Genomic DNA, 18125 nt, shown 5'->3' with positions numbered 1-18125 from the left:
TGCTATACCGATCCTGTTCCAATTCGCGGCCCGTCCCGAAGAAGGGTTTCAAGCCATTTCGGAGTCTGGCACACCCTCAGCGCCATGGCCAAGGCTACCTGACTGCGCGTCCCGTCCGGGCTTTCCATCGATTGCAACTCGAGAGTGGTCTGGACAAGTCGGATACCGGTGTAGAGGCTGCATCTTTTCAGGAAATCCGTATTTGCGGATCCTAAAGAGCCGGTGGCGCGCGTGTAGGCTGAATACAGATGGACCGCAGCCCGGCAGGCTTCGTTTTCAGGGACAGAGGCCAGTGGCTTATTGTCCGGGCTGACGGGCGGTTGCGCCAGCTGAAGGTACTCCTGCACGGCCGTTGCGACGTCCCAGGCGGGATCGCCCAGACCCGCCAGTTCCCAATCGACCAGCCGGATCTGCACCGTTCCATCCGGGCCGGACTGCAGCAGGCAGTTGTCCCATTTGAGATCGCCATGGATGAGGCAGGTTTCCCGCCATCTTGCCTGAGCGCGGTTGATGCAGGCCATGACCGCCGCACGCGCAGCCGGATCGGGCAGGAGGTGATGCAACTGTTCGTGCAGCCCACCGGAATCCCCGGCCAGCATCCAGGGACGAGCCGAGGGAAGGTGCGTGTCATCTACGTGTCCCTGATGCAGACGGGCCAGCACGTTTGCCAGACCATCAAGCACGGCTGGGTCATCCAAGGGGTTGCGCCCCATGAAGTCGTGCAGGGTTGTGGCCGGGTCCAGAAGTTCGGTGATCAGGATGCCTCGATCCGGATCGGAATGCGCCAGATAGGGCGCGATGCCGGGGCTGAGCGATTGTACCGCCTGATAGCAGGTTATCTCGCGCCGGTTCCAGTTGCTGGCGGATCGGGTGCCCAATTTGACCAGAAACATTCCCTGTCCGCCCAGATGAACCGTGGCTGTTGTTGCGCGGTCACGCCGGGTTGCCATGATGCGCATGCCCTGTTGCACGATCCGCGCCGCGGGGATCAGGTTACACCTGCGCAGAACAGAAGCGACCCGTTCTTCCGCACGCGGCCTGCGCGATGGTTCTGTGTTCGAACGAATGGCTGCATCGGTCATGTCGTAAGTCCCTCAGGAACACCCCCGGGCGGTTGGCCCGAGGGTGCGTGGTCGTTACATCCGGCAGGATGACTCAGTACTCGTCATCATACCCGTAGTCGTCGTCCCAATAGTCGGCGTCGGACTCGGCGCCGTACTCATCCACCCATTCATCGTCATAGGCATCTTCGTACATCGCGTAACCGTCGTCCCAGTCGTCGTATCCGTCGTCCCAGCCGCTGTCATAGTAATCCTCGTCGCCAGCGCGGAAGCAAGCCAGTGTGGGACGTGGGCAGCCTGCGAGCGTCGGACGCGGACATCCGGCCAGTGTCGGGCGCGGACAGCCTACCAGCGTGACCCTAGGACATCTCGGCCCGCTCAGGGTCGGGCGTGGGCATCCGGCGAAGGTCGGGCGTGGACACCACGGTCCGGTGAAGGTCCGGCGCGGGCAGCGCGGCCCGACGGTTGTCGGACGCGGGCACCACGGCCCGACCAGGGTCCGGCGCGGACACCATGGGTCAACCAAAGTCCGGCGCGGGCAGCGCGGCCCGACGGTTGTCGGACGCGGACACCACGGCCCGGTCAGGGTCCGGCGCGGGCAAAGGGGTCCAACCACCGTTCTGCGCGGGCATGCGGGTCCGACGATCGTTCTGCGGACAGGCCGGTGCAACCGGTCATATGCGGCCTTGATCTGGACAATGCCGGATCCGGAATGCTGGTCGAAGCCGCTGGCCCCGATATCCTTGGCCGTTGCTTTCAGTATGGATTTCAGCTGTGCCTGCGTTGCGCTGGGCTGGGATTGCTTCAGCAACGCCACCGCACCCGCAAGGATCGGCGTCGCTGCCGAGGTGCCGGAGTCACTTGTGAAATACCCCGTGAAATGGCTGATGGAACAGAAGTCAGGCTTGTTCGAATCCAGAGCGGCAGGTCCGCGGCTGCTGTATCCGATGAACTCTTCGTTCTTGTTCACCGCGCCGACGGTCATCACCAGCGGGTGGCCATTTGCACCCCAGATGCTGCGTCCCGGGCCGTTATCGGCGCCGCAACGGTTGTCGGGGCAGGTATCTCCGCAGTTACCAGCGGCGAAGAGCACGAGAATGCCTTCGTTGATCGCCTCGACCACCTTGCGGGTAAACGGGTGGTTGGGGTTGCGGGCATAGGTGGTATCCCATGTTTCCTGGAAAATACCCCAACTGTTTGTCAGAACTTGCGGAGTGCCATTGCTTCGAAACTGGTTGATGGACCAGTTGAACGCCTGCAATGCCCGGCTGATCGTCCCGGGCGAGCCGCCAGATCCGGCAATCCGCAGATCGTAAAGCTGGGCTTCGGGCGCCATGCCAAGAACATCAGTGGCGCACATGTTGCCGTGATTGCCCCATTTGCCGGATTCGGTGCCCCAGTCTGACGGCCATCCGCCGATTACGCGCGGGATGCGACGCGAGGTCTCTCCGTTCTTGACCGGCCGGCCTTGCGCGGTGATGCCGCTGTCCAAAACGCCGACAACAATTCCGTTGCCACGGAACCCCGCCGCCCAGACCTGATCGACGCCCAGATAGGTGGCGACGTCGGCCATGTTGCCCTTTGGCGTGCCGGGGCTGCAGTCGCAGGGCGGGATCGGGCATGCTGCCATGCCGCCGCCTGTCTGCGGCCCGTACGGATTGTCGACGGGGAAACCGTCGATTGGGACGTCGCGCCAGACACCGGCCACTTCGGGGCGGTTGCGCAAGGCTGCCATTGCGTCTTCGCTTGCAACGGTGCCGCGCACCACGAAGGTTTCGTCAGGGGCCTGACCCGAAGCGGCAAATTCGGCGCTTCCGGTGCCGCCCATGCTGACGGGCTCGAATTCATTGTCGACAGCGAAGCCGTCGCCCGAGAAACCTTCGGCCGAGGACATCGCCATGGGACCGGAGCCGCCGGGTGTATACCGCATTTCGACCAGTATACTCAGCCGGCCCTTGCCGTCAGTGGGCTGGGGAACCCCGTTTGGGGGCGAGCCGTTGTCGCCGTTGGACTTCCTGCCACGCGTGGTTTTTTTAGCAGCCATCTTTATACCTCCATTGGGTTAAATTTGTTGCACTGGAAACTGGTTGCGCAGGTTGTCGGTCGCGGCGAACGTCGCCACGACAGATTTCGGGATTGGTTGAGTTTGAGTGGTGGAAGAAATCCGGTTCAGCAGGTTGAACGCGGCTTATGGGGCAAAAGGCGCAATTGGCGTATCGCCCCAAATGTTTATGACGTCCGGCCGTAGCTTGAGTGCGTCCAGAGATGCCGCGTCGGCAATGGTTCCGCTGAGTATCACGCTGGTCGGCTGCCGTTGTGCGCCGTGGCCCGTCTCGTTCATCGGAACAGGTTCCAGATCCGGGTCGAGTTCGAACCCCAGCTTTCTCATCTGAGTGGCCAGTGCTTCGGGATCCTGCAAATCGAAATGTGCAGATGCGGTAATCTCGACCATAACGCGCATATTCACGGCCGGACCCTTTGCAAAGGGTGGGTGGTGTCTGACGAATGGTCTCGCGACAGAATATGCCCCCGGTGGATCCAGGCGGTTCGATCCGTTGTGGTCTTCTCAACACCTGTTTTGTGAAGGAGTGCCATTTCACAACCTCGGTTCGTACGGGATCCGGCGTAATACACGGAGCCATATCAAATTCTCGTCGGAGATTCGAGCGGGGAGTGCTCATGACCGTTTCTTTCAATACCTGCGCAGATGCGGGCTCGCCCGGGCGTCAAAGCATCAGGTCAAAAGAATACGGACTAACTTGTTAATGCCACGGCACGTGTCTGGTGTTTCATCCGAAAGCGGGGGCGTTCCGTCAGAGGCAGAAAAGCCTGCTGTCGAAGGGGCGCTGTATGCTTCGGTCAGGTCCAGCCGCAGTTCAAGCCGCAATCCTTTGGAACAATGGCTCTGAGGCCACCGAGCGGAGAAAAAGTGGTGCCCGCCGTCTACATTCAATAACTCGTATAAACGCGATCATAATAGCGTTTTAGGCTGGTTTTTTCAATTCTAAACAGAGTCCGCCGGGCGCCGGAATAGACCGCTTGCCTGTGCACCAGCCCTGTTCTGCGTCAATGATCCAGCGTTTGCAGAAAGAGGTTTTCCGGTCCGGTCTCGTGTAAAAGGTTGATAAGCTGCGCACATCCCGAGGTTGTCCGGAGTGGTTGCAACGCAGCGGGTTTGTTAGGCCGGGTCGCTCGCGCACATTGCGTTGATGGTCAATTTGGCTTGGCTGATTGGGTTGCCGCCGGGGTTGTGCTTGCGAACGCCCCAATTCGGATCCCCGTTTCGGCGCTGGGTCCGGGGCGACCGGTCCGCCATCGATTCCCCCGTTTTGCGGCGATAGGAACTGGGGCGGCCCGCGCCAGCCGGTCGGTCAGGGCTCTTCTCCAACTGGGGATTTTACGAACAGGATTCTGGTGTCGGAAACAGTTGCGAACGTGGTCTCTGACGGTGTGCATGGGATCATCCGGTTAGTTGATTGACTGATCAATAAAAATCCACCATGGTCATCCCCGCAGATAAAATGGCCGGTTCGATCCGCGCTGGCCCGTCTGCTTAGAACCATGCGTTCGCAATACAAACCTGCCGGAGAAAACCAGTTCCGGACTACCCATCAGCCATGTTTCGGAGACCTCAGAACATGATCGCGCAGCCTCAGGCCAGCCATTACGTGAATGGCGCCTATCTTGAAGATGAAAACGGTCGATCCCTTGATGTGATTTACCCAGCGACCGGAGAGGTGATCGCGCGGTTGCACGAGGCCTCTCCCGAGCTCGTCGATCAGACGATCGCGCTGGCCCGGACGGCGCAAAAAGCCTGGGGCGCCATGTCCGGCACCGAACGCGGGCGCATCCTGCGCCGAGCCGCCGACATCATGCGCGAACGCAACCATGAGCTTTCAGTGCTGGAAACCTATGATACCGGCAAGCCACTGCAGGAAACCCTGGTTGCGGACGCAACATCGGGCGCAGATGCATTGGAGTATTTTGGCGGTCTTGCAGGCAGCCTAACCGGCGAGCACATACAGCTTGGCGAAGACTGGGTCTACACCCGGCGCGAACCGCTGGGACTGTGTGTCGGCATCGGTGCCTGGAACTACCCCACGCAAATTGCCTGCTGGAAGGCCGCGCCAGCACTGGCCTGCGGCAACGCCGTGATTTTCAAGCCTTCTGAAGAAACGCCACTTTGCGCGCTCAAGGTTGCTGAAATCCTGTCCGAGGCAGGCCTGCCGCCGGGTCTGTTCAACGTGCTGCAGGGGCGGGGTGAAACCGGCGCTGCCCTTGTCACTGATCCCCGGGTGGACAAAGTATCGCTGACCGGTTCGGTGCCCACCGGGCGAAAGGTCTATGCTGCTGCGGCTGCGGGCATGAAACATGTCACGATGGAGCTCGGGGGCAAGTCTCCGATGATCGTGTTTGACGATGCCGATCTGGAAGACGCCGTCAGTGGCGCGATCCTTGGCAACTTCTATTCTTCGGGGCAGGTGTGTTCGAACGGGACACGTGTGTTTGTTCAGAAGGGCATCAAGGACGCGTTTCTGAACCGCCTGCAGGAGCGGCTTGCCAACGCGATCATCGGTGACCCGCAGGATGAGGCCACCAATTTTGGCCCGCTGGTCAGCGCGCGTCAGTTGGAGATCGCCCAAAGCTATATCGAGGCAGGGAAATCCGAAGGGGCCCGCTTGGTTTGTGGCGGCGAACGGATTGAACGTCCGGGCAACTGGATGACGCCTGCGGTTTTCGCCGACGTTACCGACGACATGAAGATCGCGGTTGAAGAGATCTTTGGTCCCGTGATGGCCGTGCTGGATTTCGAAACCGAGGAAGAGGTGATCACGCGCGCCAATGCCACCGATTTCGGTTTGGCCGCCGGTGTGTTCACCAGCGATCTGAAACGTGGGCACAGGGTCATCGCGCAACTGGATGCCGGAAGCTGCTTTATCAACTCGTACAATGATGCGCCGGTCGAAGCGCCGTTTGGTGGCGTCAAGCAATCGGGGGTCGGGCGCGAGAACTCCAAGGCTGCGATCGAACATTACAGCCAGCTCAAATCCGTCTATGTCCGCATGACGCCGCTTGAGGCGCCGTACTAGAACGCGACAACAGTGCAAAAGGATGCCGGATCGGCCATAGGCATGGTTGCCTATTGGCCGATCCGGCTTTTGTTTTTTCGTTTCGGCGAGTGGTTTTATGGGGCCAATGCAGTTGCGCCTGTCAATGCACGAGGTCGAAATGCGCCACGGTGATGGCTTGATGACCGAGCCTTCGCGTATACGCATGCCTTGCGGGGCAGCGCCCGAACAAGCGCAGTTGGCTTTGACCCAGGTCTTACTTCCTGAATTTTCCGAGTTTGACTGAGGTGAGTTTGCAGCGGCAATCAAGGTCGCCGACCCGTGAGCACATCATACCACAAGCCATTGGGAATTAGTCGACCCGCTCATCGCCCGTTCTGAAGAATGTGTGATTGGGTCTTAGGGTTGCGGCTCCGAAAAAACATCGCCGAGCTTGCTGAGCCCAGGCGATTCCGCCCCTGACGTTTGCCCGGAAGGTTGCGCGCGTGGGAAGTTCACATTTAGTATACGCAATGTATCGATGTGAAACACCCGGCGTTCAGCCGAAAAAATGTCTATCTGGGGGGTAGGGTATGAAACAGTTTTGCTATCGGGTGCTGACGGCAGGTCTTTTCGCGTCGCCTGGATTTGCGCAGGATGCTCCGATCATACACGATGCCGAGTTTTACATTCTTCAGTCCCAGCATGAAGACCAATGGGCACAGGATGACGCTGCGGTCAACGACGCTCTGGCCGCATTTCGGGACGGCAACGGAGGCAACCCACCGAACATCGTCAGTGTGCTGATCGACGATATGGGTTTTGGCGACATGGGAATACCCGAGCTGAACGCCGTGCGGGGATATGAAACGCCGAATATCAACGATTTCTCGGATCAGGCCATGCGAATGGTACGCATGTATACCGAACCCTCCTGTACGCCGACGCGGGTGGCGCAGATGACCGGGCGGTTGCCGGTGCGGATGGGCATGGGCGACACGACAGTCGATATCGCAGGTTTTGGCCTGCCGGAGAACGAAGTCACGCTGGCCGAGGTCCTAAAACAGGCGGGCTATGCGACCAGTCATGTGGGCAAGTGGCATATGGGCGACATCGCTGAAAGCTGGGCGATGAACCAGGGATTTGATTACGCTCAGCACGCAATCCATCAGCAGGGGCAGCTGACCATTTTCAACGACGACGCGATCAGGGAACAGGTTTCGGTCGCGATCCGGGATTACGACGACAAGTACACGCTGGACGGCTGGTTCCGGCCGGATGCTGCTGCAATGATGACCGTGATCGAAGGTGAAACCGACGGCCCAATCCGTGAAATCCGCATGGAAACCGGTGAACGCTGGAATGCCGCGAAATATGACGAGATGAACCAGGCGTTCCAGGACAAGACGCTGGAGGAGCTGGACCGCCTTGCAGGCGGTGAGCAGCCGTTCTTCCTGCAATACTGGCCAATGATCCCGCTGGACAACACCCGTGCCGGACGATCGGGACCGGAAAGCGTGAATGGCGGACTTTATGTCGACAAGATGCAGCTGCTGGATCAGTGGCTGGGTGATCTGTTTGCCCGCTTGGATGAACTTGAGCTGACCGACAACACCGTTGTCGTGGTGATGGGAGATAACGGACACTTCACAAAATACGCTCCACAATCCGGCTTTACGCCGTTGATCTACGCAGGAGGCAAAGGTGACACGACCGAAGGCGGTGTCCGCGTCGATGCCTTCATCCGTTGGCCTGGTATGATCGAGGCTGATGGTCTGCTGAACAGCATCATTCACGTCTCGGATCTTTACACAACGCTCTCCCGGTTCGCCGGGGCCGATCAGCATATCCCACGAGATCGTCTGGTTGACGGGGTGGACCAATCGGCCGCCCTGTTGTTTGCCGATGAAACCAAGGCGCGGCGCGATCATGTCATCATTTATTCGGTCAACAAGCCTGAGGCCGTTGTGAAAGACCAGCTTAAGCTGAAACTGCCGGGGCCCGGGGAAAGTGCGATTCTCGCGAAGTTCTTTGATCTTTACCGGGACACACGCGAAGAATACTCGGTCTCGACCGAGGTTGGCGCCTGGGGCGGTCAGGAGTTCGCGCGGATTCTGGGGCGTCACATGGCAAGAAAAGAGAAATATCCCGATACAACGCCTGCCTACGGTGTGCCCTATGAAGGGATCGAGAACATACGCCCCGAAACGCAACAGGCCGTAGATGCGTTCATGACAAAACGCGCCTCTGCGCAGCAATAACGCAAAAACCGGAACAGGATCACGAGGTGCAGATGGTCGGAAACATACTCTTCGCTCTTGGCCTGATCGCCTCGCTTGGGATCGGATTTGTCTATTTCCGCGATCTTGGCGACATCTCGCAGATGCTGTTGAAGGTGAAGCGCGAAAATATGGTGCGGTTCATCCGAAACGAATACCGCCTCATCGGCATAGGGCTGAGTGGCTTTGCCGTTTCAACGCTGGCGCATTTCCTGTTTGGCGGTGGTCCGCTCTGGCTTTGGTTTGTCGCCGCGCTGCTGGTGATATTCCTGTACGGGTTTCCCTATGTCTGGGTGCATCTGGGTTTGCGGAACCAGCTTAACACGGCGCGGTATTTTCCGATCAGCGAAGCGCGGAAATACGTCGGGTCGACGGCGCCGGTTATCGTGATCGAAAACAATGGGCATGCCCGCGCCCATCCGGATGCGCAGATCATGCGCCCGCATCTGGCAGGCAACGAAAAAGGTCTGGGCGGCGAAGACGTCGTGATGACCTATTGTGCCATGGCCAATCTCGGTCAGGGATATTCGCCGGCCATCGAAGGCAAGCGGCTGAACCTTGAGGTTCTGGCCCAGCACGGCAACAACCTGATCCTGCGTGACAATGATACTGGCGAGCCGATTCAGCATATCTACGGCTTCCGCGAAGCAGATCGCGACCCGAATGCGGACGGACCTGCCTGCCCCCTGCGGCCGGAAGCTCGGATGAAGCCATGGCCCACGTATCGGATGACGTTTCGCGGGTTTCAGAAGGCCTTTCCCGACGGCGAGGTTTACCTGAACAAACCCTCTTCGAACCCGCTGCTGCGCCTGCTGGACATGGTGACGGAAATCACTTTTGGCTGGGGTATTTCCCGCCAGCATCAGGAAGATGCGCCGGTGATGGACAACATGGACCGCTCGGACAATCGGCTGCCGAACAAGACCTATGTCTGGGGGATCACAATCGGGGATGAGGCGGCCTGCTGGACCGACGATTTCATTGTCGAGAATGACTGGATCGTGAACGCGCGGGTTGGCGGGCGCGACGTCGTTGTCAGTCTGGACCCTCGTTATGAGAGTTTGGGTGTCTGGTACAACGACAGCGGCCAGCCCGTGACCCGATGCGATTTCTGGGGTGTTTCGGATCAGGGCCAGTTGCAGAGGGTCGAGACGCTGCGGGCCGGCGTGTTCTGGCATGTCTGGTCCGAGTTTTTTCCAAACACCGACATCAATCGTGTAGAAGGTGGTGAAGACGTGGTTGGAGAGACCGCCGCGTGATCCGACGGGCCCGGGGAGCATTCCAATTGCGACGGCACACTTGTTTTTGGAAGCCTCGCTGGGCGGTTCCCCGGCGCATTGACCTGCCCGGTTGCTCGGGCAGGATTTCGGATTTCGGTGTTGTACTGATCCTTGCTCTGGCAACTTGGGCGTACCTTGCCGCTGCCGTCAGGGGACAAGAGATACAGTCGGAGAACACGGACCAGCACTATGTCGGATCGGAGCAGTGTACGGGCTGCCATCAGGATGCCACCGACGCCTGGATGGGGTCGCATCACGCGCTTGCCTGGACCAGCCCCGCGCCGGATACCGTCCTGGCCGACTTTGACGGAACCCGGTTCGAGCACGACGGGGTGCAATACGAGTTCTCAGTCGACAACGGAAACTACCGCATTCACCTGACCGAGACCGACGGCACGGTGAAAGACTATTCCGTCCATTCCGTTGTCGGGGTCGCGCCGCTGCAACAGTATCTGATCGAAACCGAGCCGGGCCGATTGCAAAGCTTTGATGTCGTTTGGGATGTCGAAAACGGACGTTGGTACCACTTGTACCCCGACCAGACATTGCCGCCGGATGACGGGTTGCACTGGACCGGACCATACAAGAACTGGAATGCCCGCTGCGCGGAGTGCCATGCGACCGGTTTCGAAAAGCGCTATGACGAACGCCGTCAGGCCTATGCTTCGGTTCAGGTCGAAACGGGGGTCGGATGCGAAGCCTGCCACGGCCCCGGTTCGGCGCATGTCGACTGGGCGGAATCTGCCGGAACCTCATCGGTGCCCGCGCCCGCGGGATACGGATTTGCGATGGATTTCGCCGGGGCAGGGGCTGAGGCTGCGATACAGCAATGTGCGACCTGCCATTCCCGACGTGAGCCGTTTGGCGAGGGAAATCCAATGCCCGGAACCAGTTTTCATGAGGCTTACAACCTGTCGTTGCTGCGCCCCGGCCTCTACCACGCCGATGGGCAGATTTTGGACGAGGTCTATGTCTACGGGTCGTTTCTTCAATCCAGGATGTACTCAAAGGGCGTGACTTGCCTGAATTGCCACGACGCCCACAGCGCCGAATTGAAGGCAGACGGAAACGGCGTCTGCACGCAATGCCATTCCCCGGCAGGCAATCCCGATTTCACGTCTTTGCCGCTAAAGCCCTACGATGATCCTTCGCATCATTTCCATGAAGCGGGTTCCGAGGGCGCGCAGTGCAAAAACTGCCACATGATCGAGCGTGTCTATATGGGGACAGACGGTCGTAGGGACCACAGCTTTCGTATCCCAAGGCCGGATCTGGCAGACGTGACCGGTGCACCAGACGCCTGCACCGACTGCCACGCGGATCGGTCGGCAGAATGGGCGGCGGCGGAGATAGAAAAATACCATCCGAATGCAGCAGCGCGCCCGCATTACGGCGTCACGCTGGCGGCCGGGCGGTCTGATCCAGTGGGTGCCAAGCCGGACCTGAACTCTCTGGCGCTTGATGACAGTCAGGCGGGCCTGGTCCGGGCAACAGCCCTATGGCTGTTGTCTCAGGTCGCGGATGAGACTACCGCCGAGGATATGGCACCTCTGCTGGCACATGATGATCCGCTGATAAGGGCGACGGCCATCGCAATTCAAAGGGCCGCGCCGCCCCGGCTACAGGCGGACAGGCTAAACGAACTGCTCGACGACTCGGAAAGGATGGTGCGGATCGAGGCTGCGAAGGCCATGCTGGACTTTCCTGCCGCCGGTCTTCCGGAGCAGGAGCAGGACAAGTTGCAGCAGGCGATGTCCGAGTGGCGGGCCTCGCTGCGGGCGCGGTCAGATTTTCCGGAAACCCATCTGGTACTGGGTGGAATGGCATTGACCTTCAGAAACATTCCCGCAGCAAAACGCGCCTTTCGCGAGGTTGTGCGCATGGATCCGCAACGCGAAGAAGCCTGGGTCATGCTGGTCCGGATTGCCGCAGCAGTCGATGGGCGCGAGGCGACGCTGGCCATTCTGGAGGAGGCCCTGAGCAAAGTGCCAGACAGTCAGGCCCTGAACGAGTTGCGCGCCTCGGTCTTGGCCCAATAGACACAAGCTTTCTACAGGTTCTGAATTCCGTGAAGGGTAAGTGTGCTGACCACGTCCGAGTAATCTTCGCGCGCTTTTGACCCTGCACCAGTGTTCCACATGTAATACCAGTTCAACATGCCGAAAACGGACATGGTCGCGGCGCGCAGCTTGTTCTTGTCTGTTCCAAGAACGCCCGGAGCCAGTTCTTTCATTATGTCGCTGACGAAATTGACCAGATCCCGCTGATATCCGCGCAGGACCTTTTGCTGTTCGTCGGGCAGTGCGGACATGCCGCTGACCTGAACGCGATGTTCATCATCCGCGCCCTGATAGGCGAACAGGATTTCTTTTATCGCGGCCCGCAGCTTCTGTTCAGCCGTCAGGCCATCCGTGTTGATGCCGCAAATCCTGTCGCGCAGATCGCGCAGGTAGGTTTCAAGGATATCATAAAGGATGGCATCCTTGCTGTCGTAGTAGTGGTAGATATTGGCTTTTGATATCCCGCACTCCTTGGCCAGCAAGGACATCGAGGCACGGTCGAACCCTTCATTGGCAAATACCCGTGCCGCCGATTTCAGGATTTGAGCACGTTTCTGATCGTGATCTTTGGCGATGGTACGGGCCAAGGTCTACTCCTTATCGCGGTTGTCGACGACCCGTTTGGCTTTGCCTTGCGAGCGTTCAACCTGTCCGGGGTCCTCTACAATAATCTCGGTTGAAACACCAACGATGTCCTTGATCCGCTTGGTCAGCATGCGCGCCGCCGCGGTTTTGGACAACTCGTCGGTCGAATCCGGATTGGCCTCGACCAGCACCCGCATCGCGTCCATGCGGCCCGACTTGTAAAGCTCGATCTGGTAATAGGGTGCCAGTCCGCCGGTCGCCATGACCTGTTCTTCGATCTGGCTGGGAAAGACATTTACGCCGCGCAGGATGATCATGTCGTCGCTGCGCCCGGTGATCTTGGCCATCCGGCGCATCGACCGGGCGGTTCCCGGCAAGAGACGCGTCAGGTCGCGGGTGCGGTAGCGGATCATCGGCAGGCCTTCCTTGGTGAGCGTGGTGAAGACCAGTTCGCCCATTTCCCCGTCCGGCAGAACCTCCCCTGATTCCGGGTCGATGATTTCGGGCAGGAAGTGGTCCTCCCAGATCACCGGACCGTCCTTGGTTTCGACGCATTCGTTGGCAACGCCCGGCCCCATGATTTCCGACAGGCCGTAGATGTCGACCGCATGCATGTCAAAGGCGGCTTCGACCTCTTTGCGCATGGCGTCGGTCCATGGCTCGGCGCCAAAGATGCCAACCTTGAGTGAGCTTTCGCGCGGATCAAGCCCGGCCTTGTGAAACTGTTCGAGAATGTTGAGCATGTAGGACGGCGTCACCATGATCCCGTCCGGACGGAAATCGGTGATCAGGCCGACCTGCTTTTCCGTCTGTCCGCCCGACATCGGTATGACCGTGCAACCAAGCCGTTCGGCCCCGTAATGTGCGCCCAGACCGCCGGTGAACAGGCCATACCCATAGGCCACATGCATCATGTCACCCTTGCGTAACCCGCTGGCGCGGATTGAGCGGGCGACCAGATCGGCCCAGTTGTCGATGTCGTTTTGCGTATAGCCAACAACGGTCGGCTTGCCCGTGGTTCCTGAAGACGCATGAATGCGCACGATTTCGCGGCGTGGAACGGCAAAAAGCCCGAATGGGTAGTTATCCCGCAGGTCGTTCTTGTAGGTGAACGGGAACTTTGCCAGATCAGTCAGGCTTTGCAGGTCGTCAGGATGAACGCCGGCCTCATCGAAACGCGACCTGTACATCGGCACGTTTTCATAAGCGTGACGCACCGACCATTTCAGGCGGTCCAGTTGCAGAGCCCGTATCTCATCGATCGATGCGATTTCAATCGGGTCCAGGTCAGCTTTGTTGGGGCTAAGATCTTCCATCGCGGTCTCCTCCAAACGCGAAGTTATTCTTTGAACAACTGGCCGTTGATCGTGCGGGACATGCCGCGAAACTCGGCGATCAGTTTGTTGTCCTGATTGGTGACGCGGACGTCGTAGATGCCGCTCCGCCCGGTCAGGGATATTTCGGTCGCCGTGGCGGTCAGGCTGTCGCCCAACTGGCCGGGGGCGAGATAACTCATCACGGTATGCTGCGCCACGGTGACGGTGTTTCTGCTGTTGCAGGCAAACGCAAAGGCGCTGTCGGCAAGGGCGTGGCTGACGCCGCCGTGGCAGATGCCCACACCGTTGCAATGGTGCGCGGCGACGGTCAGGGTCAGCACGGCGCGGCCTTCATCGACCTCAAGGATTTCCATGCCGAACCACTTGCTTGCCTGATCGCTGGCCCACATGGCGGCCGCTGATTTTTCTGCCCGTTCTTTCGCGTTCATGGTCACCTGCCCTGAAAATTCGGTGCGCGCTTTTCCAGAAAGCTGGCGACGCCCTCGGCATAGTCCGCACTCTGACCGCAGGTTTTCATGGCTTGCGCCTCCAGATCCAGCTGATCGGAAAGGGTGTTTTTGGCAGCGGCGTGAATGCATTCTTTTGTCAGCCCGTAGCCCAGTGTCGGGCCATTTGCGAACTGTTCAGTCAGCGCGCGGGCCTCGGGCATCAGTTGATCGTCCGGCACCGCTTTCCAGATCAGCCCCCATTCGGCGGCTTGCGCGGCAGGCAGGGGTTGCGCTGTCAGGGCCAGGCCCTTGGCCCGCGCTTCACCCAGTAAGCGGGGCAGGTGCCAGCTTCCGCCGGTGTCGGGTATCAGCCCCACCTTGGAAAAGCTCTGGATGAACTTTGCGCTCTCGCCCGCCAGGACCATGTCACAGGCTAATGCAAGGTTTGCGCCCGCGCCGGCGGCAACACCGTTCACCGCGCAGATGACCGGAAAGTTGAGCGACCGGATCAGCCGAACAAGCGGCGCGTAGAAGGTGCGCACAGTGTGCCCAAGATCGGGCGGCCCATCCATCTTCGAAGGGTCCCGGTCGCCAAGATCCTGCCCTGCACAAAAACCACGCCCGGCGCCGGTCAGCAAGATGGCCCGCGCTCCGTCGTCACGCGCTTTTTCCAGCGCGGAACGCAGGGCAAGGTGCATTTCCTCGTTGAAGGAATTCAGTTTGTCAGGGCGATTCAGGGTGATTTCGACCCAATTCCCGTGGCTTATGGCAAGAATGGTATCGCTCATGGCGACCTCGTGTTTGAAATCCGGCAAGTTCCATATTGCATTAACCGAACGGTTGGTCAATAAATAACCGAGTTGCGAATCTGAACCGAACTGGGAGCCGGCATGACGCAATCCCCGCTGGTCAAAGTGGATCTGGAAGGCGACATCGCCTGGGTCACGGTGAACAATCCGCCGGTGAATGCGACGTCGTTGCAGGTGCGCCAGGGGCTGGCGGATGCGGTTGATGCCGTCAAGGATGCCCGGGTTGCCGTTCTGCGCTGCGCCGGTTCGACCTTCATTGCCGGTGGCGACATGTCAGAGTTCGACAGCGCCCCCGTTGAGCCTCACCTGCCTGATGTCGTGCAGATGATCGAAGACAGCCCGGTTCCGTTTGTCGCCCAGTTGCATGGCAACGTGTTGGGCGGTGGCTTCGAGATTGCCATGGGCTGTGCTTGGCGGATCGCTGCGCCGGGCACTCGGTTTGGGCTGCCCGAGGTTAATGTAGGGCTGATCCCCGGTGCCGGAGGCACACAACGACTGCCACGCATTGCCGGGATGGACGTTGCCATCGATATGGCCTGTTCGGGAAAGCTGCTGACAGCCGAAGCCCTGCAAGAGCTTGGGGGTGTCGATCTTGTCGCTGAAAACATCGACCTGGCGGTCAGAGAGTTTGTCGCGGATCTTCCTGCGCGGCCTGTACCCGTCAGTCAGCGGAAAGTGCCGGAAATTGCGCCCGATCTTTTTGAAGTGGCGCGAGAGGCGCTAAGAAAACGTGCCAAAGGTCAGCAATCCATGCTGGAGAACCTGACGGCGCTGTCATGGGCGCTGGAACCATTTTCAAAAGGCCAGCCGAAAGAGCGGGCGCGTCATCTGGAGCTGAGACAAACTCCGGAAAGCCGTGCATTGCGTCATGCTTTTTTTGCGGAGCGTACTGTGACCAAGCCATCGGCAATTCAAGGTGCCTCACCCCGCGCGGTTAACAGAATCGCTGTGGTCGGCGGCGGGCTTATGGGGGCCGGGATCGCCACGGCCGCGCTGAACGGTGGTCTTGCTGTAACCCTGATCGAACGTGATGCCGAGGCGGCGACAGCGGCAGAGGCGCGCGTTTCCGAGCTTTTGAATGGGGCAGAAAAGCGCGGCAGAATGACCGAAGCGCAGATGCAGGATCGGTTGCCAGCCTTCAGCGCCGTGGACGATTATTCTGGAGCCGCAGACGCAGATCTGGCGATCGAGGCGGTATTCGAGGATCTGAGCGTCAAGCGCGCGGTTTTTGCAGACCTTTCCGCCCACATGAAGCCGGACGCCATTCTGGCCACCAACACGTCTTATCTTGATCCTGTCGACATATTCGAAGGGGTGCAAAATCCCGCCCGTTGTCTGGGGCTGCATTTCTTCAGCCCGGCGCATGTCATGAAACTGCTTGAGATCGTGAAAACCCCTCACACCAGTGCCGAGGTGATCGCGACAGGTTTTACTTTGGGCAAGACGTTGCGCAAGGTTCCGGTCCTGTCGGGAATTTGTGACGGATTTATCGGCAACCGAATGCTGGCCGCATACAGGCGCGAGGCGGATTACCTGCTGGCCGATGGAGCCATGCCGTATCAGATTGACGCCGCGATGCGCGCTTTTGGAATGCCGATGGGGCCATATGAATTGCAAGACCTGACCGGGTTGCAGATCGCCTGGGCCAACAGAAAACGCAATGCGGTCACGCGTGATCCGCAGGAGCGGTACGTCACCATCGCCGATCAGCTTTGCGTGTTGGAGCGTTTTGGGCAGCGCAGCGGCAAAGGCTGGTATCGTTACGAAGACGGCAACCGCGCACCGATCCGCGACCCCGAGGTCGAGGCGCTGATCGAAACATATTCTGCCGAGCAGGGCATTACACGCCGGGAGTTTTCGGCTGAGGAAATCACCTCCCGCATTCTGGCCGTTCTCGCCAACGAAGGGGCGCTGATTGTCAGGGAAGGTATCGCCGAAACCACGGATGCCGTCGATATGGTTCAGATCCATGGCTATGGTTTCCCACGCTGGCGCGGCGGCCCGATGCAATACGCGACTGAGGTGGGATGGAAAAAAACGTTGGAAGCCATGCAGTTGGTGGCGTCCGAAAGCCCCGCGTCCTGGAAGTTGGCGGCGGCGCCTGAAAGCTCTAAACCCGTTGATGGTTACAAAAAGGACCATTAACGCATTCTTAACTCATGTTTCACTGGGAGGAGACAGATCCATGAAGTTCACTAAGTTGAGTACCCTTCTTGCCTCGGCCGCGCTGGCCGTTTCGGGTACTGTGGCGTTGGCGGCGGATTACACGCTGACCATTTCCAGCTGGGCCCCGCCGACCCATGGCATCAACGCAATGATGTGGCCGAAATTCACCGAAATGGTCGAAGAAGCCACGGATGGTAAAGTCACTGCCGAGCTGAAACTTGGCCTTGCACCACCGCCCGCGCAAATGGACCTGATCATGGATGGCGCAGCAGATGCCTCGATCATTTTCCACGGCTACCAGCCAGGTCGCTTCGTCACTACAAAGATGATCGAACTGCCCGGGTACGAAGGATCGGCCGAGGCCGCATCGGTCGCCTATTGGCGCGCCTATGAGAAGTACCTGAAAGCGGCCGACGAGCATCGCGGGGTCAAGCTGATCGCGCTGCACACGCACGGTCCGGCGCAGCTGCATTCAAGCGCTCCGGTGACGACTCTGGATCAGGTCTCGGGGCTGAAGGTACGTATCCCCGGTGGTGTGGGTGGCGACGTTGGAACGGCGCTGGGCGCAACCGGCATTCAGGTTCCGGCCCCCAAGGTCTATGAAACGCTCGCGTCCAAAGCGGCGGATGGCGTGGTCATGCCGTTTGAATCCCGCAAAGGCTTCAAGCTGACCGAGGTCGCACAGAACGTTTACGAAGTGCCCGGCGGGCTCTATCGCGGCTCGTTTGCGTTCATTATGAACGAAGATACGTTTGCCGACTTGCCCGAAGATCTGCAGAAGGCACTGGAAGAGAAAGTCTTTGGCGAGCCGCTGAGCCGTGAGATCGGCAAGATCTGGGACCAGATCGACGCCATCGGGCGCGAGGCGACCGAGGCGGCGGGTGGCAACAGCATCAACGCCGCGTCCGCAGAAGATCTTGAACAGTTCAATCAGATTGCGGCCGACGTTCGAAGCAAGGTGATTGGCGAAGTCAATGAAACCGGTATCGACGCGCAGGCAACCTATGACCTGATCGTGCAAGAAATGGCGGCTCAGTAAGGCTGTCCGGCTGGTGGGGTTTCCCACCAGCCA

13 protein-coding genes are annotated in these 18125 nt (G+C 59.5%); 6 read left to right on the top strand and 7 right to left on the bottom strand.

Going from position 1 to position 18125, the window contains the following annotated elements; translation table 11 throughout:
- Positions 1-2: 2 nt before the first annotated feature.
- From ACR0CG_RS06970 to ACR0CG_RS06960, 3 genes are all read right to left on the bottom strand, one after another.
- On the bottom strand, positions 3-1082 hold the full coding sequence (locus ACR0CG_RS06970) for a phosphotransferase family protein (RefSeq protein ID WP_480523660.1): 1080 nt from the start codon (positions 1080-1082) through the stop codon (positions 3-5).
- Positions 1083-1155: 73 nt separating this feature from the next.
- Complete coding sequence (locus ACR0CG_RS06965) at positions 1156-3105, bottom strand: S8 family peptidase (RefSeq protein ID WP_480523658.1); 1950 nt, start codon at positions 3103-3105, stop codon at positions 1156-1158.
- A gap of 144 nt (positions 3106-3249) precedes the next feature.
- A complete protein-coding gene (locus ACR0CG_RS06960) occupies positions 3250-3528 on the bottom strand; it encodes a hypothetical protein (protein ID WP_480523656.1) in 279 nt (92 codons plus the stop codon).
- A gap of 1171 nt (positions 3529-4699) precedes the next feature.
- Between ACR0CG_RS06960 and betB the strand changes: the two genes are divergently transcribed.
- From betB to ACR0CG_RS06940, 4 genes are all read left to right on the top strand, one after another.
- Positions 4700-6151: a betaine-aldehyde dehydrogenase gene (betB, locus tag ACR0CG_RS06955; RefSeq protein ID WP_480523654.1), complete on the top strand. Its 1452-nt coding sequence runs from the start codon at positions 4700-4702 to the stop codon at positions 6149-6151.
- 551 nt (positions 6152-6702) lie between these two features.
- On the top strand, positions 6703-8370 hold the full coding sequence (locus tag ACR0CG_RS06950) for a sulfatase-like hydrolase/transferase (RefSeq protein ID WP_480523652.1): 1668 nt from the start codon (positions 6703-6705) through the stop codon (positions 8368-8370).
- Positions 8371-8402: 32 nt separating this feature from the next.
- Positions 8403-9647: a DUF3179 domain-containing (seleno)protein gene (locus tag ACR0CG_RS06945; protein WP_480523650.1), complete on the top strand. Its 1245-nt coding sequence runs from the start codon at positions 8403-8405 to the stop codon at positions 9645-9647.
- A 26-nt stretch (positions 9648-9673) separates the two neighbouring features.
- Positions 9674-11707 (top strand): cytochrome c3 family protein, encoded by a 2034-nt coding sequence (locus ACR0CG_RS06940; RefSeq protein WP_480523648.1) that lies wholly within the window; start codon positions 9674-9676, stop codon positions 11705-11707.
- Between the two features lie 11 nt (positions 11708-11718).
- On the opposite strand, the gene ACR0CG_RS06935 is transcribed toward ACR0CG_RS06940, so the two are convergent.
- From ACR0CG_RS06935 to paaG, 4 genes are read right to left on the bottom strand one after another with little or no spacing between them, the layout of a single operon-like run.
- Entirely contained in the window at positions 11719-12315 is a 597-nt protein-coding gene (locus ACR0CG_RS06935) for a TetR/AcrR family transcriptional regulator (protein WP_480523646.1), read from the bottom strand.
- 3 nt (positions 12316-12318) lie between these two features.
- Positions 12319-13629 (bottom strand): phenylacetate--CoA ligase PaaK, encoded by a 1311-nt coding sequence (gene paaK, locus ACR0CG_RS06930; protein WP_480523644.1) that lies wholly within the window; start codon positions 13627-13629, stop codon positions 12319-12321.
- 23 nt (positions 13630-13652) lie between these two features.
- Positions 13653-14078 carry a hydroxyphenylacetyl-CoA thioesterase PaaI gene (paaI, locus tag ACR0CG_RS06925; protein ID WP_480523643.1) on the bottom strand — a complete coding sequence of 142 codons (426 nt, stop codon included), beginning with the start codon at positions 14076-14078 and terminating at the stop codon, positions 13653-13655.
- Positions 14079-14080: 2 nt separating this feature from the next.
- Positions 14081-14866: a 2-(1,2-epoxy-1,2-dihydrophenyl)acetyl-CoA isomerase PaaG gene (gene paaG / locus ACR0CG_RS06920; protein WP_480523641.1), complete on the bottom strand. Its 786-nt coding sequence runs from the start codon at positions 14864-14866 to the stop codon at positions 14081-14083.
- Between the two features lie 102 nt (positions 14867-14968).
- On the opposite strand from paaG, the gene ACR0CG_RS06915 reads away from it, so the two are divergent.
- Positions 14969-17032, top strand: a complete 2064-nt coding sequence (locus ACR0CG_RS06915) for a 3-hydroxyacyl-CoA dehydrogenase NAD-binding domain-containing protein (RefSeq protein WP_480523639.1) — start codon at positions 14969-14971, stop codon at positions 17030-17032.
- Between the two features lie 40 nt (positions 17033-17072).
- Positions 17073-18092, top strand: coding sequence for a TRAP transporter substrate-binding protein (locus ACR0CG_RS06910; RefSeq protein WP_480523637.1), 1020 nt, complete (start codon positions 17073-17075; stop codon positions 18090-18092).
- The last annotated feature ends 33 nt before the right edge of the window (positions 18093-18125 follow it).

The organism is Ruegeria sp. AB8, assembly GCF_056542605.1.
The sequence above is the reverse complement of the archived record's forward strand: the minus strand, read 5'-3'. Positions and strand labels throughout refer to the sequence as shown.